7 protein-coding genes are annotated in these 17,730 nt (G+C 52.1%); all 7 read left to right on the top strand.

Features of this window, described 5'->3' with window-relative positions; translation table 11 throughout:
• Positions 1-476 precede the first annotated feature (476 nt).
• Entirely contained in the window at positions 477-4,706 is a 4,230-nt protein-coding gene (locus tag QZ170_RS05585) for a hypothetical protein (protein WP_297178366.1), read from the top strand.
• A 112-nt stretch (positions 4,707-4,818) separates the two neighbouring features.
• Entirely contained in the window at positions 4,819-6,768 is a 1,950-nt protein-coding gene (locus QZ170_RS05580) for a hypothetical protein (RefSeq protein WP_297178363.1), read from the top strand.
• A gap of 437 nt (positions 6,769-7,205) precedes the next feature.
• Positions 7,206-9,986 carry a pectate lyase gene (locus QZ170_RS05575; protein WP_297178360.1) on the top strand — a complete coding sequence of 927 codons (2,781 nt, stop codon included), beginning with the start codon at positions 7,206-7,208 and terminating at the stop codon, positions 9,984-9,986.
• A 28-nt stretch (positions 9,987-10,014) separates the two neighbouring features.
• The gene (locus QZ170_RS05570) at positions 10,015-15,294 is read left to right on the top strand and encodes a fibronectin type III domain-containing protein (protein WP_297178357.1); all 5,280 of its coding nucleotides are present in this window, start codon (positions 10,015-10,017) and stop codon (positions 15,292-15,294) included.
• 92 nt (positions 15,295-15,386) lie between these two features.
• Positions 15,387-16,379 (top strand): hypothetical protein, encoded by a 993-nt coding sequence (locus tag QZ170_RS05565; RefSeq protein ID WP_297178354.1) that lies wholly within the window; start codon positions 15,387-15,389, stop codon positions 16,377-16,379.
• Between the two features lie 311 nt (positions 16,380-16,690).
• On the top strand, positions 16,691-17,548 hold the full coding sequence (locus tag QZ170_RS05560; protein WP_297178352.1) for a hypothetical protein: 858 nt from the start codon (positions 16,691-16,693) through the stop codon (positions 17,546-17,548).
• Positions 17,532-17,730: hypothetical protein (locus tag QZ170_RS05555; protein WP_297178349.1), on the top strand; the 199-nt coding region annotated here is incomplete at its 3' end. The genes QZ170_RS05560 and QZ170_RS05555, both read left to right, overlap by 17 nt.

Here is a 17,730-nt window from a genome sequence, read left to right as displayed (position 1 = left end):
TGCCTACGGATAAAGCTCGGTAGCTTCACCGCTAGGAGGAGGTAGCGGGGGGAGAGCTTGCCCCAATATGGTGAGGGTGGTGCGATCGGAAATGAGGGTAGGAGAAGATATTGGTTTGCGACCCAGATTCTCCCTTCAAAACTTGTCTAATCGGTGAATGATAGGTAAATTCGCAATGGGTAACGCAAGTACTACAATTATATTTTTATTAGCTTCGGGTTAGATTGATGAATTGGCAGGTGTATTCGAGAAGTATAGGGCGTAGAGATGCTGTGGGCTTTGTACTCTCTCTTGGGAGGTTCTTTGTCCTTCTATTTATCTCCTTTATTACCACTGAGGGGTATGCACAATCCCCAGGAAATACACAACGGCAACTTGAGGCAATTGAACAGACTTTTGCAGATCTAGCCCAGCGCAATGCCTATGTTGAGGATTTGAGCTTCAATGAGGAGGCTCCTGTCCACTTACCCCTTGGGATGAAACGAACGATCGGCGGTATGGAGATTACCATAGCCGTCAATCGTTTTGCGTTGCATACAGCGTCTACAGAATTAGGAGTCTATGCGAAGGCGGTCATCCCCCAAGGGGCAGAAGGCAAGCGTCGAGTACTCTTTTTCGGCGCAGAGGGAATCCGGGGGACACATTCCGGAGGCTTGGTAGGCGAGCTGAAGCTCTCCCTGCTCCATGACGTAGAGATCCCATTCAGTGGGGGGAATATGAGTGTTGTCCTTAAGGGGCACGCACTGAGCAAGACTCGGGGTGTCTCGGAGAGTGACACCTACATGACAGTCAGCTGCGATGGTTTTCAGAGCTTATCGTTAGATGCTGAGGTGCTTTTCCCCAAGTCGCTCTTGGTACCTGCTGATGCAGGCCAGCCACAAGTGCGTGGACATTTTCGCACGGTCGTCACCAGTTGGGATGACCTGCTTGTCTCAGTAGACCTACCGAGCTTCCAGATCAAGGGGCTCAAGGACTACATCTTCTCGCTGGAAGGAGTGAGCCTTGATTTGAGTAGCCAGCACAATGATGACAAACTCCATTTCCCCGAAGAATACCAGCGCCAATACATGCCGGAGGATGCCGTCCTGTGGCGAGGTGTCTATGCGAATAAGGTATCGGTGACTTTGCCCCAAGCCTTCTCGAGGGCAAGCTTTTCTGCCCGTGGACTGATTATCGATGACTACGGAGTGACGGGGCTGTTTGCGGCGGATAGTATCCTGCCCTTGGAGCGAGGTGATGCTAGTGGCTGGCGCTTCTCAGTGGATCACTTCGGGCTGAATCTAATCGCTAGTGAGTTAGTCTCCGCTGATTTTCGAGGTCGGCTACAGCTCCCCTTCCGAGGTGAGCACACTCAGCTGGGGTATGAAGGAGAGCTGTTGGCGGATAATGAATATGCTATGCGAGTCAAGACCGAGGAGGCTCTTGACTTCTCGGTCTTCAATGCCAAGGCATACCTAGATAAGAACTCCTACGTCAGCCTTCGACTGGTAGGGGAGAAGTTCCTACCAGAGGCTACCCTACATGGATATATGGCACTCAATGGAGATGGGGCCTCATCCAGCACTACGCCTAAGCTGGACCGCTTACTCTTCCGCAACCTAAGACTACGTACGAGTGCCCCCTATCTCACAGCAGACTATTTGGGATATGAGGGGGAGGCTAAGCTCGGGAACTTCCCCTTGTCGATCCATAAGCTAGCCCTTGATAGTAAGGGTGGGGATAGAGTCCGCTTGGCCATAGGTGCTGGCATCAATTTGGGTGAGAAGCTTTTCTCCGGGGAGACTGAGATCGGATTACTCGCCCGCTATGAGGAGCGGGCTTGGGTCTTTGATAAGCTGGAAGTTGGAGCTATTAAGCTCGATGCGAGTATCGCTAAAGTCATCAATCTCAAGGGTGAGCTAAATTGGCATCGAGATGATAGCCAATACGGCGATGGCTTCGCCGGAGATGTAGAGATGGGGATTTCCTTTGACTCATCTAAAGCCCAGAGCACACTAGCGGCAAAGATCAAAGCGAGAGCAGCCTTTGGGCGGAAAGATAGTCACCGCTACTGGTACGTCGATGGGATGGCTGGCTTCCGCCCAGGGGTGCCTCTGCTAGGGGTGATGACCTTGAATGGTCTTGGTGGCGCATTGACCTCTGGTGTTCGAGCCGAAGGAACGCATCCAGAAGGGGGAAAGTTCTCCAATGCCCATTATATTCCCGATGCCACCATGGGCTTAGGCTTCAAGGCCTCTACTATATTCGAAATTGGTAAGGCCAGCTACGCAGAAGCAGCCCTAGAGATGCTCTTCACCAAAGCTGGTGGACTAGGCTCTGTCGGTCTCTATGGCTATGGAGAGTTTCCTAACGGAGGGGGAAAGAACCGGGGGGCTATTGAGGAGCGACTCAAGGTACAACAACGAACCTTCCCCTCGTCGCTCTCTGAGCAATTCAAGCAGAATGACTGGAAGGCCCTAGGACAGTCTCTCAAACAACTCCCAGAGGTCCTCAAGGATAATGGACTCTCGGGGACACTCTGCGTACAGATGGACCTGCAGAATAGAGTATTCCATGCGACCTCTGATGTATATATCAATACACCCGGGGGCCTTCTCCGGGGGATAGGTGATAGGGGACAAGCAGGTCGGGGCATCCTTCACATTGATCCCCGAGAGTGGTATCTTCACTTAGGGGATCCTAGTCGTCGCTTAGGAGTACAACTCGCTGTGGGGAATATCCTAGCTGTGAAGTCTGGCTCTTACTTTATGGCGGGCTCTCGTATCCCAGAGATGCCTACCCCGCCTCAGGCAGTAGCGGATATTCTCGGGCAGGATCTGGATCGACTGCGCTTGGGGCGCAACCTCGAAGCCTTGAGTAGTGGGAGAGGGCTTGCGTTCGGTTCGGATCTGGCTGTCCGAACAGGCGATCTGCAGTTCCTCATGATGTACGCCAACTTCAATGCTGGTCTGGGCTTTGATGTGATGCTCAAGGATTATGGGGCAGCACAGTGTCGGGGACGCTCGGGCTCAGTTGGGCTCAACGGTTGGTATGCTCAGGGTCAGGCTTATGCCTATCTGCAAGGGGAGCTTGGGGTGAAGATTAAGCTCTGGTTCTTACGTACACGTATTCCGGTGATCAAGGGTGGTGCTGCAGCCCTTTTGCAGGCAGGCTTGCCAGACCCGACCTTCTTCAAGGGCTACCTGGGTGTAGACCTCAATGTGCTTGGACTTCTCAAGGGTAAGGCTCGCTTTAAGCTAACCATCGGGGAAGAGTGCGACCTCACGCTCCCTGGTAGCTCCCCCGTAGATGAGCCTATGATCAATGACCTTGCCCCTTCCTCGGGTGAAGAGGCTGTTAGCGTCTTTACTTCCCCCGAGGCCACATTTAATGTCGCTATGGGGAAGAGCTTCGAAGCATCTAATGATGCTGGTGAGCAAAAGATGTACCGCATCCAGCTCCAAGACTTCCATGTGAAGGATCAGCAGGGAGCTCTTATCCAAGGGAAGCTTATCTGGAGCAAGGATCAACAGAGTGTCCGTTTTCAGCCCAAGGAGGTGCTACCACCAAACAGTAAGCTGACGGCTGTGGTTCGTGTAGCCTTCGAGGAACTAGTAGGTGGTTCCTGGAAGCAGGTTCAGACTTCGGGTAAGCCTGCTGTAGAAGAGAAGCAGGTTAGCTTTACCACTGGTGGAGCGCCTCAAAGTATTCCTGTTCAGAATATCGTTTACGCTTACCCTGTGCTAGATCAGCGCTATCTCCTGCCTAGGGAGTCTTCACGAGGGTATATACAGCTACAGCTAGGACAGAAGTATCTTTTCGATCAGGGCTTTGCCTATAGACTGAGTTTCCTCGCGGAGGGGGAAACCCCAATAACTAGCGACTTCACCTATAGAGAGGCGGAGCAGCGATTAGAGTTTACCCTTCCTCAGCTGAAGACCTCTACAGCTTACCGCTTAGAGCTATCCTATAGACCGCAAGAGCAATCAACGACTAAGATGGAGGCTTCACAGTCTGCAGAGAGAGGGGAGGGCGCCCTGCATATTGGAGGAGATAAGGCCAGGGCTCAGCTGAACACGGAGCTAGAGCAGTCGATCCTAAGCTATAACTTTAGCACAAGTCGCTTCGCCACTTTCATGGAGAAGATCAAGAGCCTTAAGCAAAGAGAAGAGCTGGCACTGGATGCTGGAGAGGCTATTACGCTTGGAGTAGATGTCCAGGGGAAGGAAGCCTTTGATGAGGCAGAGGTTATAGGTGTCGCTAGTACACAGCAACGTCCACTCCTGAGCCTGCAGACGGAACTTCAGGAGGACTACTTCACGGGGACTGTCCTTCCGCTTGTTTATTCTGGTTATCCCTATGGAGCTATTCGCTTGACGAACCGGGACGAAGACGCTATCGGAGTCCCGCCCTATAGGGCATTTAGCCCCAGTCAGACTTATCTGTCGAAGCTCAGTGATGGGAGCCTTCGGGTCGCTTTCTTCCGCTTCCCCTTCACGTACGATGCTGGGCTTGTGGCTTATCGAGACTATCGAGATCTGCAGGGGAGTATTGTGAACAGCTTGGGGCAAGTAAGCCCTGAGGTATATCGTCGTTTTATCTTTGGGACGCTTCCTATCCTGAAGTATGGGAAGTACAAGGCTTGGATTAGCTATGCCCTACCCGATGGGAGTGTAAGTAGTCGTGTAGAGTACTTCTTCCATAATCCACTGAAATTAAATAGATAGCCCGCCTATGCTATACTCTAGGTACTCCCTATTTGTACTGCTCTGCTGCTTCTCCTTTCTATACGGATCGGGACAGAAACTCGTGCCCTCTCGTATCCATGTGCGGACAGAAGTGCATCAAGACCGAGTCCTCCTACGCTGGGTAGCCAGTGATGCCAAGAGCTGGCAACTGCTCAATAAATATGGAGTCAAGCTGGAGCGTCTGACAGTAGCCCGTGAGGGAGTGTTGCTTGACAAGCCCGAGGTGATGCTCCTAGCAGAGCACCTGAGACCCATGGAGTCAGATCGCCTCAAGGCTCTCGTCGATAAGTATCCTATGGGTGCAGTGGTTGCTCAAGCAATCTTTGGCGATAGCTTCGAAGTCAGCCTAGGGGATAGCCCGATATCGAAGGCCATAGCACTGGATGAGGAGCGCCAGCAGCGCTATCTCTTTGCCTTGTATGCTGCCGACCTATGTTTCCCTGTAGCAAAAGAAGTAGGCTGGGGCTTTGAGGACGTACAGCTACAGAGCGGAGAAAGGTATCTCTATCGTGTGAGTTCACTCATCCCCAAGAAGGAGCTAGCTATCGAAGGTGGGGCAGCCTTTGTTGTCGTTGGAGATACAGTGAGACTACCACAGCCCATGGAGCTATCCGCTCAGTTTGGCCCTGCGGGTGCTTATCTCAGCTGGGATTATAACCGGTTATCAAGCTTGTATCCCGCTTACTGGATAGAGCGTAGTGAGGATGGAGTGTCATTCAGTCGTATATCAGAGCTTCCCATCACCCGTATGAGTGATACTGACAAGAATCCTCATGCTCCGATCACCTACCTGGATAGTATCCCCTACCGCAAGACTTATTATTATCGAGTCGCAGGCCTAACGCCCTTTGGCTCTCAGGGTGCCTATAGTGCTACCGTCTCTGGGGTAGCTTATCCGGCGGTGAAGTCGCCTCCTCAGATCGAGGACTATCACTTCGATCTACATGGAGGCGCTAGGATCCGATGGAGCTTTGCCACCGAGGAGGAAGATTTGATCGAGGGCTTCCGCATCCTACGTTCTAGAGATGATAAGCTTTACCTCCCCTTGGATAGTGTCCCTGCCACACGGCGTATGTACACCATCGCTGAGGTCACGGGGTATCCCTATTATAGGTTACAAGCCAAAGTCAAACGAGGTATGCCCGTAACCTCATCTCAGGTACTGATACAACCCATAGACAGCGTCCCGCCCTCTGTCCCCGAGGGGCTAAAAGCCACCATCGACAGCTTAGGGGTGGTACATCTCTCTTGGCAGGCAGGTCGGGAGGACGATCTCCATGGCTATCGTCTTTATCGGGCGGAGACCGAGGGGGAGGAGTTCATTCCCATCACAAGCGAGGCTATTATCGGGACAAGCTACATCGATAGTGTACGCTTAGATAACCTAAATGCGGAGGTCTATTATGCTCTTACCTCTCTGGATGGGCGCTACAACCAATCAGAGATGAGTCGCCCCATCGTTGTGCGCAAACCCGCTTGCATTCCTCCCGCAGCTCCTCTTATTGTGGAGGCAAAAGCTACAGAAGAAGGCAATTCCATTCGCTGGGAAGCTGGGCGGGATAAGTTCCTTCAGGGCTTTCTACTAACTCGTACTGAGCCAAACGGCTCTCTGAATAGGAAGTCCTGGCTACTCGAGGATGCTACGGCGGTGAGCTATGTGGATAAAGAGGTAGAAGCGGGAAAGACTTATATCTATCAGATGACAGCTTATACTGCAAATAAACTTTATTCGCCCCCATCACCAGCTGTAAAGCTCCTCTCAAGGCGGGCATCAACCAAATCTAGGGACATATCCTTCACGACAGAACTACTCTCAGAAGGTATTGCTCTGAAGTGGCAAGCTCCTAAGCAGGGGGTAATCTCTGTGACGCTATATAAGGTGGATGTCTCGGGTAAGATGGGAGTGTGTCGAGAAAATCTACCCCAAGCGGGAGAGCTCATTGACACAGAGGTCTCCCAAGGCAAGAAGAATGAGTATATGCTCGTAGTAAAGATGAGAGGAAACAAACCAATAAGCGTACGAAAGGAGGTGCAGCTATGAGAAAGTATATCCTAGGACTACTACTAATATTCTGGGGAATATGTGGGGGACAAGCGCAGACAGAAGGGCGCTATAAGATGACTCTAACCTTTAGCTCCATCAAGAATACGGGGAATGATATGAAATCTACGGAGTATCGTGTCTCAAGCATATCTGATGCTGGGTCTGAATTACTTCATAGCTGGAGTACTGGGTCGATTGGCAAGAATAGGCTCGCTTCCCCTCCTGCCCCCATCGTTCGATATATCAATGCCTCTGAAAATAAGCTCCCCAAGAAGCTAGAATTTTGGAGCAAGAGAACTTGGAGAAAGTTTCTCAGCGACGATTCAAGGTCGGGGTCTAATGTACTATCCTTAGGCAATATTCCTCCCTACCTCCACCTTACGACTTCTCGGGGAGACAATGGAGACGACTTCTTTATCCTACTAGAGACGACATTGACCTTAGAGATCATCCCGGTCTCGATCAAGGTACACTACTATGTCGGAGATGGACAGGGGAGAGAGTCTGCATTACGCCTCCTCCCTGACAATGATGAGATTACCCTCAAGGCGACCAAAGGGTATGTTCCCGCTACCTATAGATGGCAGTATCAGGTCGCAGGGGAGAGTGCTTGGCGTGATGTCTCTAGCCGAGTACGGTATTCAGAAGCTAACTCTGTCATCACGTTTAGGGGTACAGATCTATTTAGTCAGGCCGAATTCAATAGTCTGATAGAGACGGGGAAGAATGTCCTCTTTCGTATCAATGCAATCACAGAGGAGCATCGGGATGAAGCGAACTATGAGAGGATCGTCCTGACTCCGACGTACTCTCTACCTCATATCTCCTCCTATAGCATCGAGCAGGAGCAGTGCCATCAATCGGATGATGCATCCATCCGGGTCACTCTGGATAGAGGCCTTCGCCCAGGGGAGGCTTTAGCTCTCTCTACACTCGGAGGGGTAGTTCGTAATATCGAAGCATTAGATGCATCTAATAGCTCTGTTATTCCCAACCTCACCGCAGGCTCATATCACTTCATTCTTAAGGGGACTCACCATCACGGCCTAGCGAGCTATGGGGAGCACACGACGCATCAGTTTACCGCACAGGTGGTCGAGCGCCCTGCCATCACGCATAGTCTGTCGCATCGTGATGTGAGTTGCTTTGGTGGTCGTGATGGTGCGATTACATTGACGGTCTCAGGCGGTACAGGGAGCTTTACTGCTGATCTGTATGCAGCCGATGGGAGTCTGCTTGCGACTAAGGCCTTCTCTACGGGGAGTATTACCTTCGATCGCCTCATCGCGGGGACATATACTGTCCGTGTTAAGGATAGCAATGGCTGTGTGGCTCATACTGTGTCTGGTGACGAGCTCATTCAGCGAACACAGCTCTCCGAGCCCAGTGAAGCCGTCGCAATAGAACTTGTCAAGAGGATAAGCCCACTTGCCTACAACTCATCTGATGGCTTGCTGGAAATAGCTGTTACAGGTGGGACGCCTTCGTCTTCGGGGTATGATATGCGCTTTGTGCGCAAGAGTGATGGTCAGATCTTCACACCTACATCCTCGCATCCTGACGGAGGGAGGATCATTTATACACTGGCTAATATCGGTCAGGGTGAATACACCGCCATTGCAGAAGACCAGCGCTACAGTCTGCTGACAGATGAGGATAAGAAAGAGCCCTGTGGCTGTAGCGCAAAGCTAGAGCTCAGCCTAACAGCGCCCCCGCCCTTGAGTGTAGCTCTCGAAGAGTCACACTATGTCTCCTGTCATGGTGATAGTGATGGGGCGATCGTGGCTCATGCCCGAGGGGGAAAGCCTATTGCCGCCGCCCGTCTACCCTATACCTATGATTGGTATCGTCTGCAGGGAGGAGTAAGGACATCCCTCACCCTACAGAGTGATAGTATCGCCCGGGGGCTAGAAGCTGGACAATACCTCGTCAGGGTCACAGATGCTAACGGGATCTCTGTCGAGTCTACCACATTTGAGCTCCGCCAGCCAGAAGCTCTAAGCCTATCATTCCGAACGACGCCTCCTTCGTGCAGTGATGCCGAAGGGGTGATCGTAGCTGACGTGCGTGGAGGTACTCCGCCGTATAGCTACGAATGGAACAAGGAGGGTGCCAGCGATGCCACGCTCAAGATACAGGAATCTGGGAGTTACTTTGTCCGAGTGAAAGATAGCCGAGGCTGTAGTATCACAGGAAGTACCGAAGTGACAGCTCCGGATGCTATATCGGTGAAGCCTACGATCACCCACCCCTCATGCCACGGTGCAAGTAATGGATCCATTAGCCTGAGCTTATCGGGCGGGACAGCCCCTTATACGGTGAGCTGGGAGGATGACCGTGCTACTTCTTCCCTACGACGGGAGGGCTTAAAGGCGGGTATTTACGTTGCTCATATCAAGGACCGTTCGGGCTGTGCGCAGCACTATCGTGTGGTCTTGGACGAGCCAGACCCTATTGTCCTTACCCTAGATGAGGGCTTTACGCTCTGCAAGGATCAGTCACGTCTGCTGCGTGTACGAGCCAATGTCCCTAATCTTCGCTACCAGTGGAGGAGAGACGGGCAGACCCTAAATGAAGAGGGAGCAAGTCTCCTCATCGATAAGCCTGGGAAGTATGAGGTAGTGGCTACGACGGCAGAGGGCTGTAGTGCTGTAGCTTCAGTAGAGATTAAGGCAAGCAATACGGAGCTGCCCATCGATATCACCGCTCCTTCGTCGGTCTCTGTGAATGAGCCTATCCATGTGGTTAATATCAGCCGCGTGAAGGCAGACCGTCTGGAGTGGCAACTCCCAGAGGAAGCCCAGATCCTACAGCGCTCCGATGAGGGGGTCGTTATTAAGCTCGGTCGTGCCGGGACGTATGAAGTCCGACTTTTAGGTTACCTCGGGGACTGTACTACCCTCATTTCTCAGCGTATCGAAGTGGTCGCCGGGGGAAATCTTTTGCCCAAGGACGACAGCCCAATTAGCCAATTCCTCGTTACGCCTAATCCCACGACGGGCTCTTTCCAGGTACTCGTCGAACTGAAGGAAGTGAGTGACTTTACCCTTCGCTTGCTATCCCCGACAGCTGTCGAGATGGACAGGAAGGATCTGAAGGGGGTACAACGTCAAAGCTTCCACTATGAGCTACGTGGAGAGGCCGAAGGAGTCTTTGGCGTGGAGCTTACTGTAGGTAAGGTTAAGTCCCTATTGAAGGTGACAAAGAAGAACTAAAGATTAAGATCAAGGGTTAATAGCTACTATGGGTACTTATCGCATGTATCGCCTCAGGCATAGTCTCCGCCTTTTCGTGCTCCTACTGACAGTCTGTTTGGGTGTCAGTGGTCGGCTCTTCGGACAGTACTATCCTATTCATGCGACAGTTCAGTGGCCAGCACCTCAGAGTCCCTACCTAGCGGACTACAGCACGGGGAGTCGTGACCGCTTGATCGTCACACTCCTAAACCGTGACCTGCAGCAGCCCTTGCTCTATGCCAAGCTTCGCCTACAGATCAAGTCCGGTAGCTTCACAGCAAGGAGCCGAGAGGACGTCAGCTATCCTCAGCTCGAGCTACAGACCAGCGTCCCCCTTCGCCTAACGGGCGTCGATCTCGCCCCCTATCTCCAGCCTCAGCACCTACAGATGACAGGACGGCTAGAGCAGGGACGGCTACCTAGTGGCTATGCCGAGCTCCAGCTCCAGGTCATCGACTACTATACGGGGCGTCCACTCTCCGACTGGCATACAGCACGTGCCTACCTCGACGTCAAGAAGCCTCCCTTCCTGAACCTCCCCGAGCGGGATGCCGAGGTCGTCCTTCGTGATCCCCTCTTCCTGCGCTTCCAGTGGACTCCTCGCCATCAAGGCCTCAGTGGCACAGAGTACGAGTTTGTCCTCAAGGAGCTCCCCGACAACGGCGCGGCTCCTCAGTCGGCCTTCGCCTACGGGCAAGAGATCTTCCGCACCCATACACGGAGCACGAGCCTCAGCTATACGCACCTTGACCCTCCCCTCCTCCCCAATCGTCGCTATGCTTGGCAGGTGCGTGCCTTGGTGCGCTCCGGGGTAGAGGAGGTCGGGATGTTTGAGCACGGAGGCCTGAGTGAGGTCAGTTGGTTCTACCTCAATGACCAGTGTGATGCCCCTCGGGGACTCCGAGCTCAGACGCGCTATGCTAAGGTCGATCTATCCTGGGGCAAGGTCGTGGGGACAACGGGCTACGTGGTGGAGTGTCGCCCCAAGACCAAGCTGAACGTCTACGAATGGGCACGCACCGAGACTGTAGATGAGCGCCTAACGCTGGCTCAGCTCAAGCCCGGCTGGACGTATGAGTGGCGTGTGGGGACTCGCTGCACGAGCGACCGCCCCGTCTTCTCCGACGTGCGAGAGTTTACGCTGAGCAAGCAGAACGAAGCCCTCCTAGCAGACTGTGGTAAGGAGCCCGTGCGTACGGATCTCCGAGGAGAGCCCCATCTGGGTATCCGAGCTGGTGATGTCGTGACGATCGGGGGCGACTATCCCATGACCATTACCGAAGTCACCGCTCTGGGTGATGGTTGGTATTCGGGGAAGGGGAAGACCCGCCTCAAAACCCTCATCGATGCCCCCATAGCCCTACGCTTCGACCGCCTACGCATCAATGTGGACAAGTACCAGATCGATGGCTTGGTCGAAGCCTCCTATGACGAGAAGCGAGGGACGATAGCCAACACCGACTATATCGACGATGGAGGGAGGGACTTGCGCCCTGCGACCCTACGCCTGAGAGAGAAGCAGCTTAGCTTCACCCTGCCCGAGAGCCCACAGTTCCACTTTGACGCTGGGACGGGGTCGCTGACGGTCCAGGATGCTGCAGGCAATGCCCAGCACATAGACCTGCAGCTCCCTGAGGGCGAGGAGTACAAGAGCGTCTTCCCTCTACTGGTCACAGACAAGGAGGGGAATAGCTATCGGATCCAACCCGCAGTAGCATCTACCGAAGACAACCACGATACCTCCTCTACCCATGGGAAGGTTGCCCTCCAGTCGGAGCGTGTAGAGCGGATGAGCGACTTCGATAGCGAAGCCCTATCGAAGAAGTATGGACAGATACGCTTCAGCAGGCAAGGGGGGAGGTATGCCTTTGACTCCGGGAGCGAGCCTTGGTATCAGAAGTCCGTCAAGCTCGATCGCTTCTACAAGCCTTTTGCCAAGGACTATATTGCCCCATGGAAGCTGATCCCCGAGGGGAAGCAGGATGTGGTCACGGCAGAATACACGGGGAGTAAGGCTATCGACCCACAGAGGGTTCGCTTTGCCTCTGAGCCGAGGAGTACGGCTCTACCTGCTAGCTACGATGCGTCGAGCAAGCGCTGGAGTGTGCGCCTACCCTCCGTGTCGTCGGGGGAGAGCTATGAGGTCTTTGCCGTCTATGAGGGGGAGGTCTTGGGCAAGCTCCGTGTGGCGAGCTATGCTCAGCAGCGTCATAAGCTGACCCTAGTACCTATCAGCGATACCAAGCTCGACAAGGCACAGATAGAGCGGGAGCTGAATAGTATCTACAACCCAGTGGGTATTCACTTCGACGTCGAAGTGGATGAGCGCATGCGTGGGGACTACAGTTGGGATCGGGACGGAGACCGCAAGCTCAGCATCGTAGGCAAGAGCTTCTTCGGTCGGGTGCGTGAGGTGAAGGAGAGTGCCGAGATGGACTACCTGAAGAAGGCCTACAGTCAGCTCTCCGGTACACTAGATGGCCTCTACCTCTTCGTCGTCGATGCAGCGCAGGGACTGGAGGATAAGCCTCAGAGCCTGCTCGGTGAGATGCCCCGTCGGAGTCGCTTCGGGTACATCTTCTCGGGGAATAGCCCCAATGGGGGTACGTCCGACCTAAGCTATACCATCGCCCACGAGCTTGGGCACGGGCTCTTCACGCTACAGCACACCTTCGATGACGAGTACGGCGGGCGAAAGAGTCAGGGTCAGACGCGCAATCTGATGGACTACGCCACGGGCAAGGAGCTTGCTGCCTTCCAGTGGAATGTCCTAGCTAATCCGGCCGTCTTCACCGCAGCAGATAATAAGAGTCAAGGGGATTTAGTAAGAAGAGAGGAGGCTCTCGTAAATGCTAAAAATGGGGGGATTACACCTAATGGTAAGGTTATCCTCTCTGTCAAGGCTACGAATAGTAACCATATCGCTACTCTGACCATAATCCCAGGGAGCTACTACGTCCATGGAATAACACTATCTTCCAGAGAAGGTGAGCCTCTTAAGAGCTATTCTTGGGATGAAGAAAAGAAGACCTATGCCTCTGGCGGTGTGTTGATAGAAAATGCACTAGACCTCGAGCTGACATACAATTCGACATCCAAGAAGGTCACTACCCGACTGTATCGTGTGGCCTCAGGGGAAAAGTGCCTCTACCAGTACCATGATGTCACGTATGACCCTACCGATCCATCATCACTCAATATCCCTAAGCAGGGCTGGAGAACAGATTATCTATGGGCTGCATCTGAGTCTTGTAAGGCTGAGTTCATTGCCCGCACCATCCTCGCTAATGATAGGCTATCCTATGATGAGGATCAGATAGAACGAGATATCCTGAAGCTCCGCCAGCTATCAGAGAAGACGAGCTATGAGGATTTGCTCCGCACGCTTGAGTCTTGCCATATCCGCTCACTTAAGCGTCAGAGTTATGAATGGCTGATCCGTACCTTTAAGCGAATCGCTCAAAAGGAAACGCTAAAGGAGCGCGAGGAGTTAGCTATTCTGCGTCTGATGCAATCGATGGATGGCAAGGACTATTCTCGATTCTATCGCGACTTAGAGGCTGATCAGAATGCGCTCCTTCGGCATCTTGTAGCCGAGATAGATGATGTCTCCCTCTACTTCTGGACCGACAAGGACAACTATACCAACTTCATAGGAGCACTGGTGTGGATGTTCAATGCCGATGGAGGCAAAAGTATCAAGGGGAGATTCCCTCAAGATCCGGACGATTATGCCCGAATAGTTCTCAACTTAACTCCCGTTAAGTATGGCTCTGTCCAATTGATGGGAGGAGGTGATGCCTCCTTCACCGAGAAGTATAACCAAGGTGAGTACATCAGCTCGACCGGGGAGGTAAAGCTGTTGGATGTATATAAGACCTATACCACTACAAGGAACTCACTTCATTCACGAGAGCATAGAGAAGAGTTGGGGATTGTCTCTCCTCTTACTCCTATTATCATCGTCCCCGATACAGATAATCTCCCGCTGATCGAGACCGCCTTGGGTGGCAACGCCCTGTCGGATCAGATGTATGTTGTCCCTGCGATCTTCATGAAGTATCGCGCAGACAAGATCCGCAATGACAATATCGCGAAGGGAGTTGTCACGGCATTTGATCTCGCGACGATAGCCTTCAGCGGAGGTACAGCATTGGCTACGAAAGTACACTGGATCCGCCGTGCCTGGGCCTTAGCTGAAGTTGTGGGCGCTGTGGGGAATATCGCAGTGAATGCGCAGGTGATCACTGACCCAGAGCTGAAGTTAGCTGTAGATATCTACAATACAGCGATGGGGATCATAGGCCTCAAGAATGCGGGGCAGGCGGGGTATAAGTTCGTTAAGAACCTACCAGAGCAGAGTAAGAAGTTACTGCAAGAGAACAAAGCCCTTGGGAGCCTCTTGGTCTCCAAATATTTGGACTGGAAGCGTATCGTTTCCCCGAAAATCGACGGCTTATCTCTAGCTGAAAAGCAACTTCTCTCTCAGCAGGAGGAGGTGTTTAGGGTCCTCGGATCGTCACTTGATCCTGAATGGAAGCTCTTTAAGCCGATCAAGGGAGGAGGGACTGTCTTCAGCTCCAAATTCTTCTCTAAGGAAAAATTAACCCAATTCGTCACCTTTCAGGTGAACCTGCTCCTTGGGAAGCTAAAAACCACTAAGACTATTTCTCCCAGCATCAAGGCTGAGCTTCGCAAAATCCTCTCGGGCTTCAGTCCTGAAGTGCTCGATAAACTCCTTCACATCGAAGGGGTCGATATCGTACTAAATGATATGGCGCAGAGCTGGCGGAAGCTCCAAGGGGGGAAGTTCCAGTTGCAGTACTTTGCCAACCATCTTGCTAAGGGTACAAACATCGTCAAGTTTGAGGTTAAGGAGGATGTCGAAATTGGCAAGGAGACCGTTGTCCGGATATATGATATCGTGGCAGAAAAGGGGGGGCAGAGGACACGCTATGAGCTGAAGAACTGGTCTAACTGGTCTAGTTGGTCTGGCAAAGCCTTCCGAGATCAGTTCCTAAAGGACCTCGCCACAATGGCTAAAGGCAAGAGTGTCAAGTGGGTCTTCAGTGGTCACAAGATGAGTAGGGAGGAACTCAAGAGGGCTATACTTGCCTCTCTTCGTGAGGCCGCATTTCGACAGGATTTGAAGGAGGCTCTGCCTACCCGGTCTCACCAGAAGATAGTTGAACGTCTTCTAGGCATAGAGCCGGATCAGAAGATTGATCTCATTCAGGCTCTTGAACGAGATGAGGTATTCGATGTAGTTTTCGAAATTATTCAATAGATATGTATGATTTAATCGCACAGCATCCTGCTGTATGGGTAGTGGTAGATAGGCAAGATATATTCTTAGTACGAAATCTACCAAAAGGAGGGATGTCCATATATCCTTGTTCCCTAGATGGTATCCTCGGGAAAGAACTAGCACTCCAACATAGGGAGTATATCTGGCCTATTGACTTCTTCCAGGGGCTATGGCTTGCCTACTATGATGAAGACACGCCACTGGGCAACATGCTAAATATCTTTTCCCGGGATGGCGAACTACTACAAACCATACCAGGAGAAGGCTACTACTATACGCTGGCAGTCAACGAGGGTAGGCAGATCTACTTTGTCAATAGACGCCGCTTACTTAGTTATGATCTCTCCACCAACACGTGCAGAGACCTAGATCCTCCCCAGCTAAAGTCACCCTCCTACGATATGGGTAGCCACCGTGGTCTACACTTCTTTACCAGCCAAGGGAAGAGCCAGTTGGTAGCTATGCGAGATAAGGACGGCCAAGGGCTGGAGGAGGTCTATCAGCTGGACTTCTCTGAGAGTGGTAGAGGCTATTCCCTTTGGCACAATGGGGTTGTACCTGGGGAAATTGACTTCATTAACTTCTACGGCTCCGATCTGTGGGTGACGACCCAAGAGCACCTACATCGTATAGATGTAGCTACGGGAAAAGTGCTCGAGAGGAAAGATGAGGCACTACCTAAGATGTTTATCAAGGGGTCGCTAGGATATTCCTTATTCAACAGTTACTATACTGTATTTGACTTCGAGGCTGGGCGCATGCTCTGTAATGTACGGAGGGATCGCTTTGTCTACGAAGGGAAGGAGTATAGCGCAGAGTATACGAGCCTCTTGCTACATGAAGGGATCTTCTACGTCTCGGTACGGGTCTCGGGAATCTTCTTCCTTGCGGCCTTCGATGTGCAGACGGAAGAGTTTGTTTGGCATGACCTCTGGGGGGGGTGGGATATTGAGTCCGTACATATCATCGGTGACCGGATGATCGCCCAATCCCATGACGAGGTACGCATCTACCTGCGGGTAAGTCCGACCACTGGGTCTAGTAGTGATGATTCTGAACAATAGAGTCAAGCAGGTCTTCAGTGGTCATGAGATAAGCCGAGAGGAGGTCAAGAGGAACGTCATCAAGGCTCTGATATAATCTAACTATGTACGAAGTAATATCACGGCTCAATGCCATTCGGGTCGTAGTATATGAGGGGCGACTCTTCTTAATTAAGTCCATCCCTCAAGGGAGATGGTCTGTTCACCCCTGTTCCTTGGATGGAGTAATAGGCGATGCGCTCCCATTCCCACACAAAGAAGATGTGGGAACAGCTGTTCTTTTTCAAGGCTTATGGCTAATCTATCATGAGGTGGGGACACCGTCGGAGACCTTGCTAGATATTTGCACATTAGACGGCGAACGTAAGCAGCTCATAACAGATATAGATGGCTACTTCGACAAGGTAGCTATCGAAGGAGAACCTCGGTTTTATTTAGTAGATGAACGCCGTGTCATTAGCTATGACTTCTCTGCCCATGAGTGTCAAGACTTAGGTTCATTTCCACTAAAAGATCCCTTTTTCTACAAAGGTAGCCACCATGGCCTTCACTTCTTCACTTGTGAAGGGAAGAGCCAGCTGGTAGCCATGCGAGATAAAGACGGCCTAGGCTTGGAGGAAGTCTATCGGCTAGACTTCTCCGAGAGCGGCCGTGGCTATTCCCTTTGGTACAATGGAACTGTTCCTGGGAAAATCGAATTCATCAACTTCTATGGCTCCGATCTGTGGGTGACGACCCAAAAGCACTTACATCGTATAGATGTAGCTCCGGGAAGGGTGCTCGAGAGGAGAGATGAGACACTACCTAAGATGTTTATCAAGGGGACACTAGGATACTCCTTGTTCGGTAGCTACTATACAGTATTTGACTTCGAGGCTGGGCGCATGCTCTGTGACGAGCGAAGGGATAACTTTGTCTACGAAGGAAAGGAGTATAGCGCAGAGTATACGAGCCTCTTGCTACATGAAGGGATCTTCTACGTCTCGGTGCGGGTGTCGGGGATCTTCTTCCTTGCGGCCTTCGATGTGCAGACGGAGGAGTTTGTTTGGCACGACCTCTGGGGCGGTTGGGATATCGACTCTGTGCATATTATCGGTGACCGAATGATCGCCCACTCCTATGACGAGGTACGCATCTACCAGCGGGTAAGTCCGCCCACTGGGTCTAGTGGTGATGATTCTGAGCAATAGGGTCAAGTGGGTCTTCAGTGGTCACAAGATGAGTGGGGAAGAGCTCAAGAGGGCTATACTTGCCTCTCGTCGTGAGCCCGCATTTCGACAGGATTTGAAGAGGGCTCTGCCTACCCGGTCTCACCAAAAGATAGTTGAACGTCTTCTAGGCATAGAGCCGGATCAGAAGATTGATCTCATTC

It is taken from the genome of uncultured Porphyromonas sp., from assembly GCF_905372525.1.
Lineage (GTDB): Bacteria > Bacteroidota > Bacteroidia > Bacteroidales > Porphyromonadaceae > Porphyromonas.
Note: the sequence above shows the minus strand (reverse complement) of the source record. Positions and strands in the feature narration are given on the sequence as shown.

Excerpts from the sequence above, each read along its gene's own strand:
- QZ170_RS05585 (WP_297178366.1), top strand. The coding sequence starts at position 477 with ATGAAACGAACGATCGGCGGTATGGAGATTACCATAGCCGTCAATCGT.
- QZ170_RS05570 (WP_297178357.1), top strand. The coding sequence starts at position 10,015 with ATGGGTACTTATCGCATGTATCGCCTCAGGCATAGTCTCCGCCTTTTC.
- QZ170_RS05565 (WP_297178354.1), top strand. The coding sequence starts at position 15,387 with ATGTCCATATATCCTTGTTCCCTAGATGGTATCCTCGGGAAAGAACTA.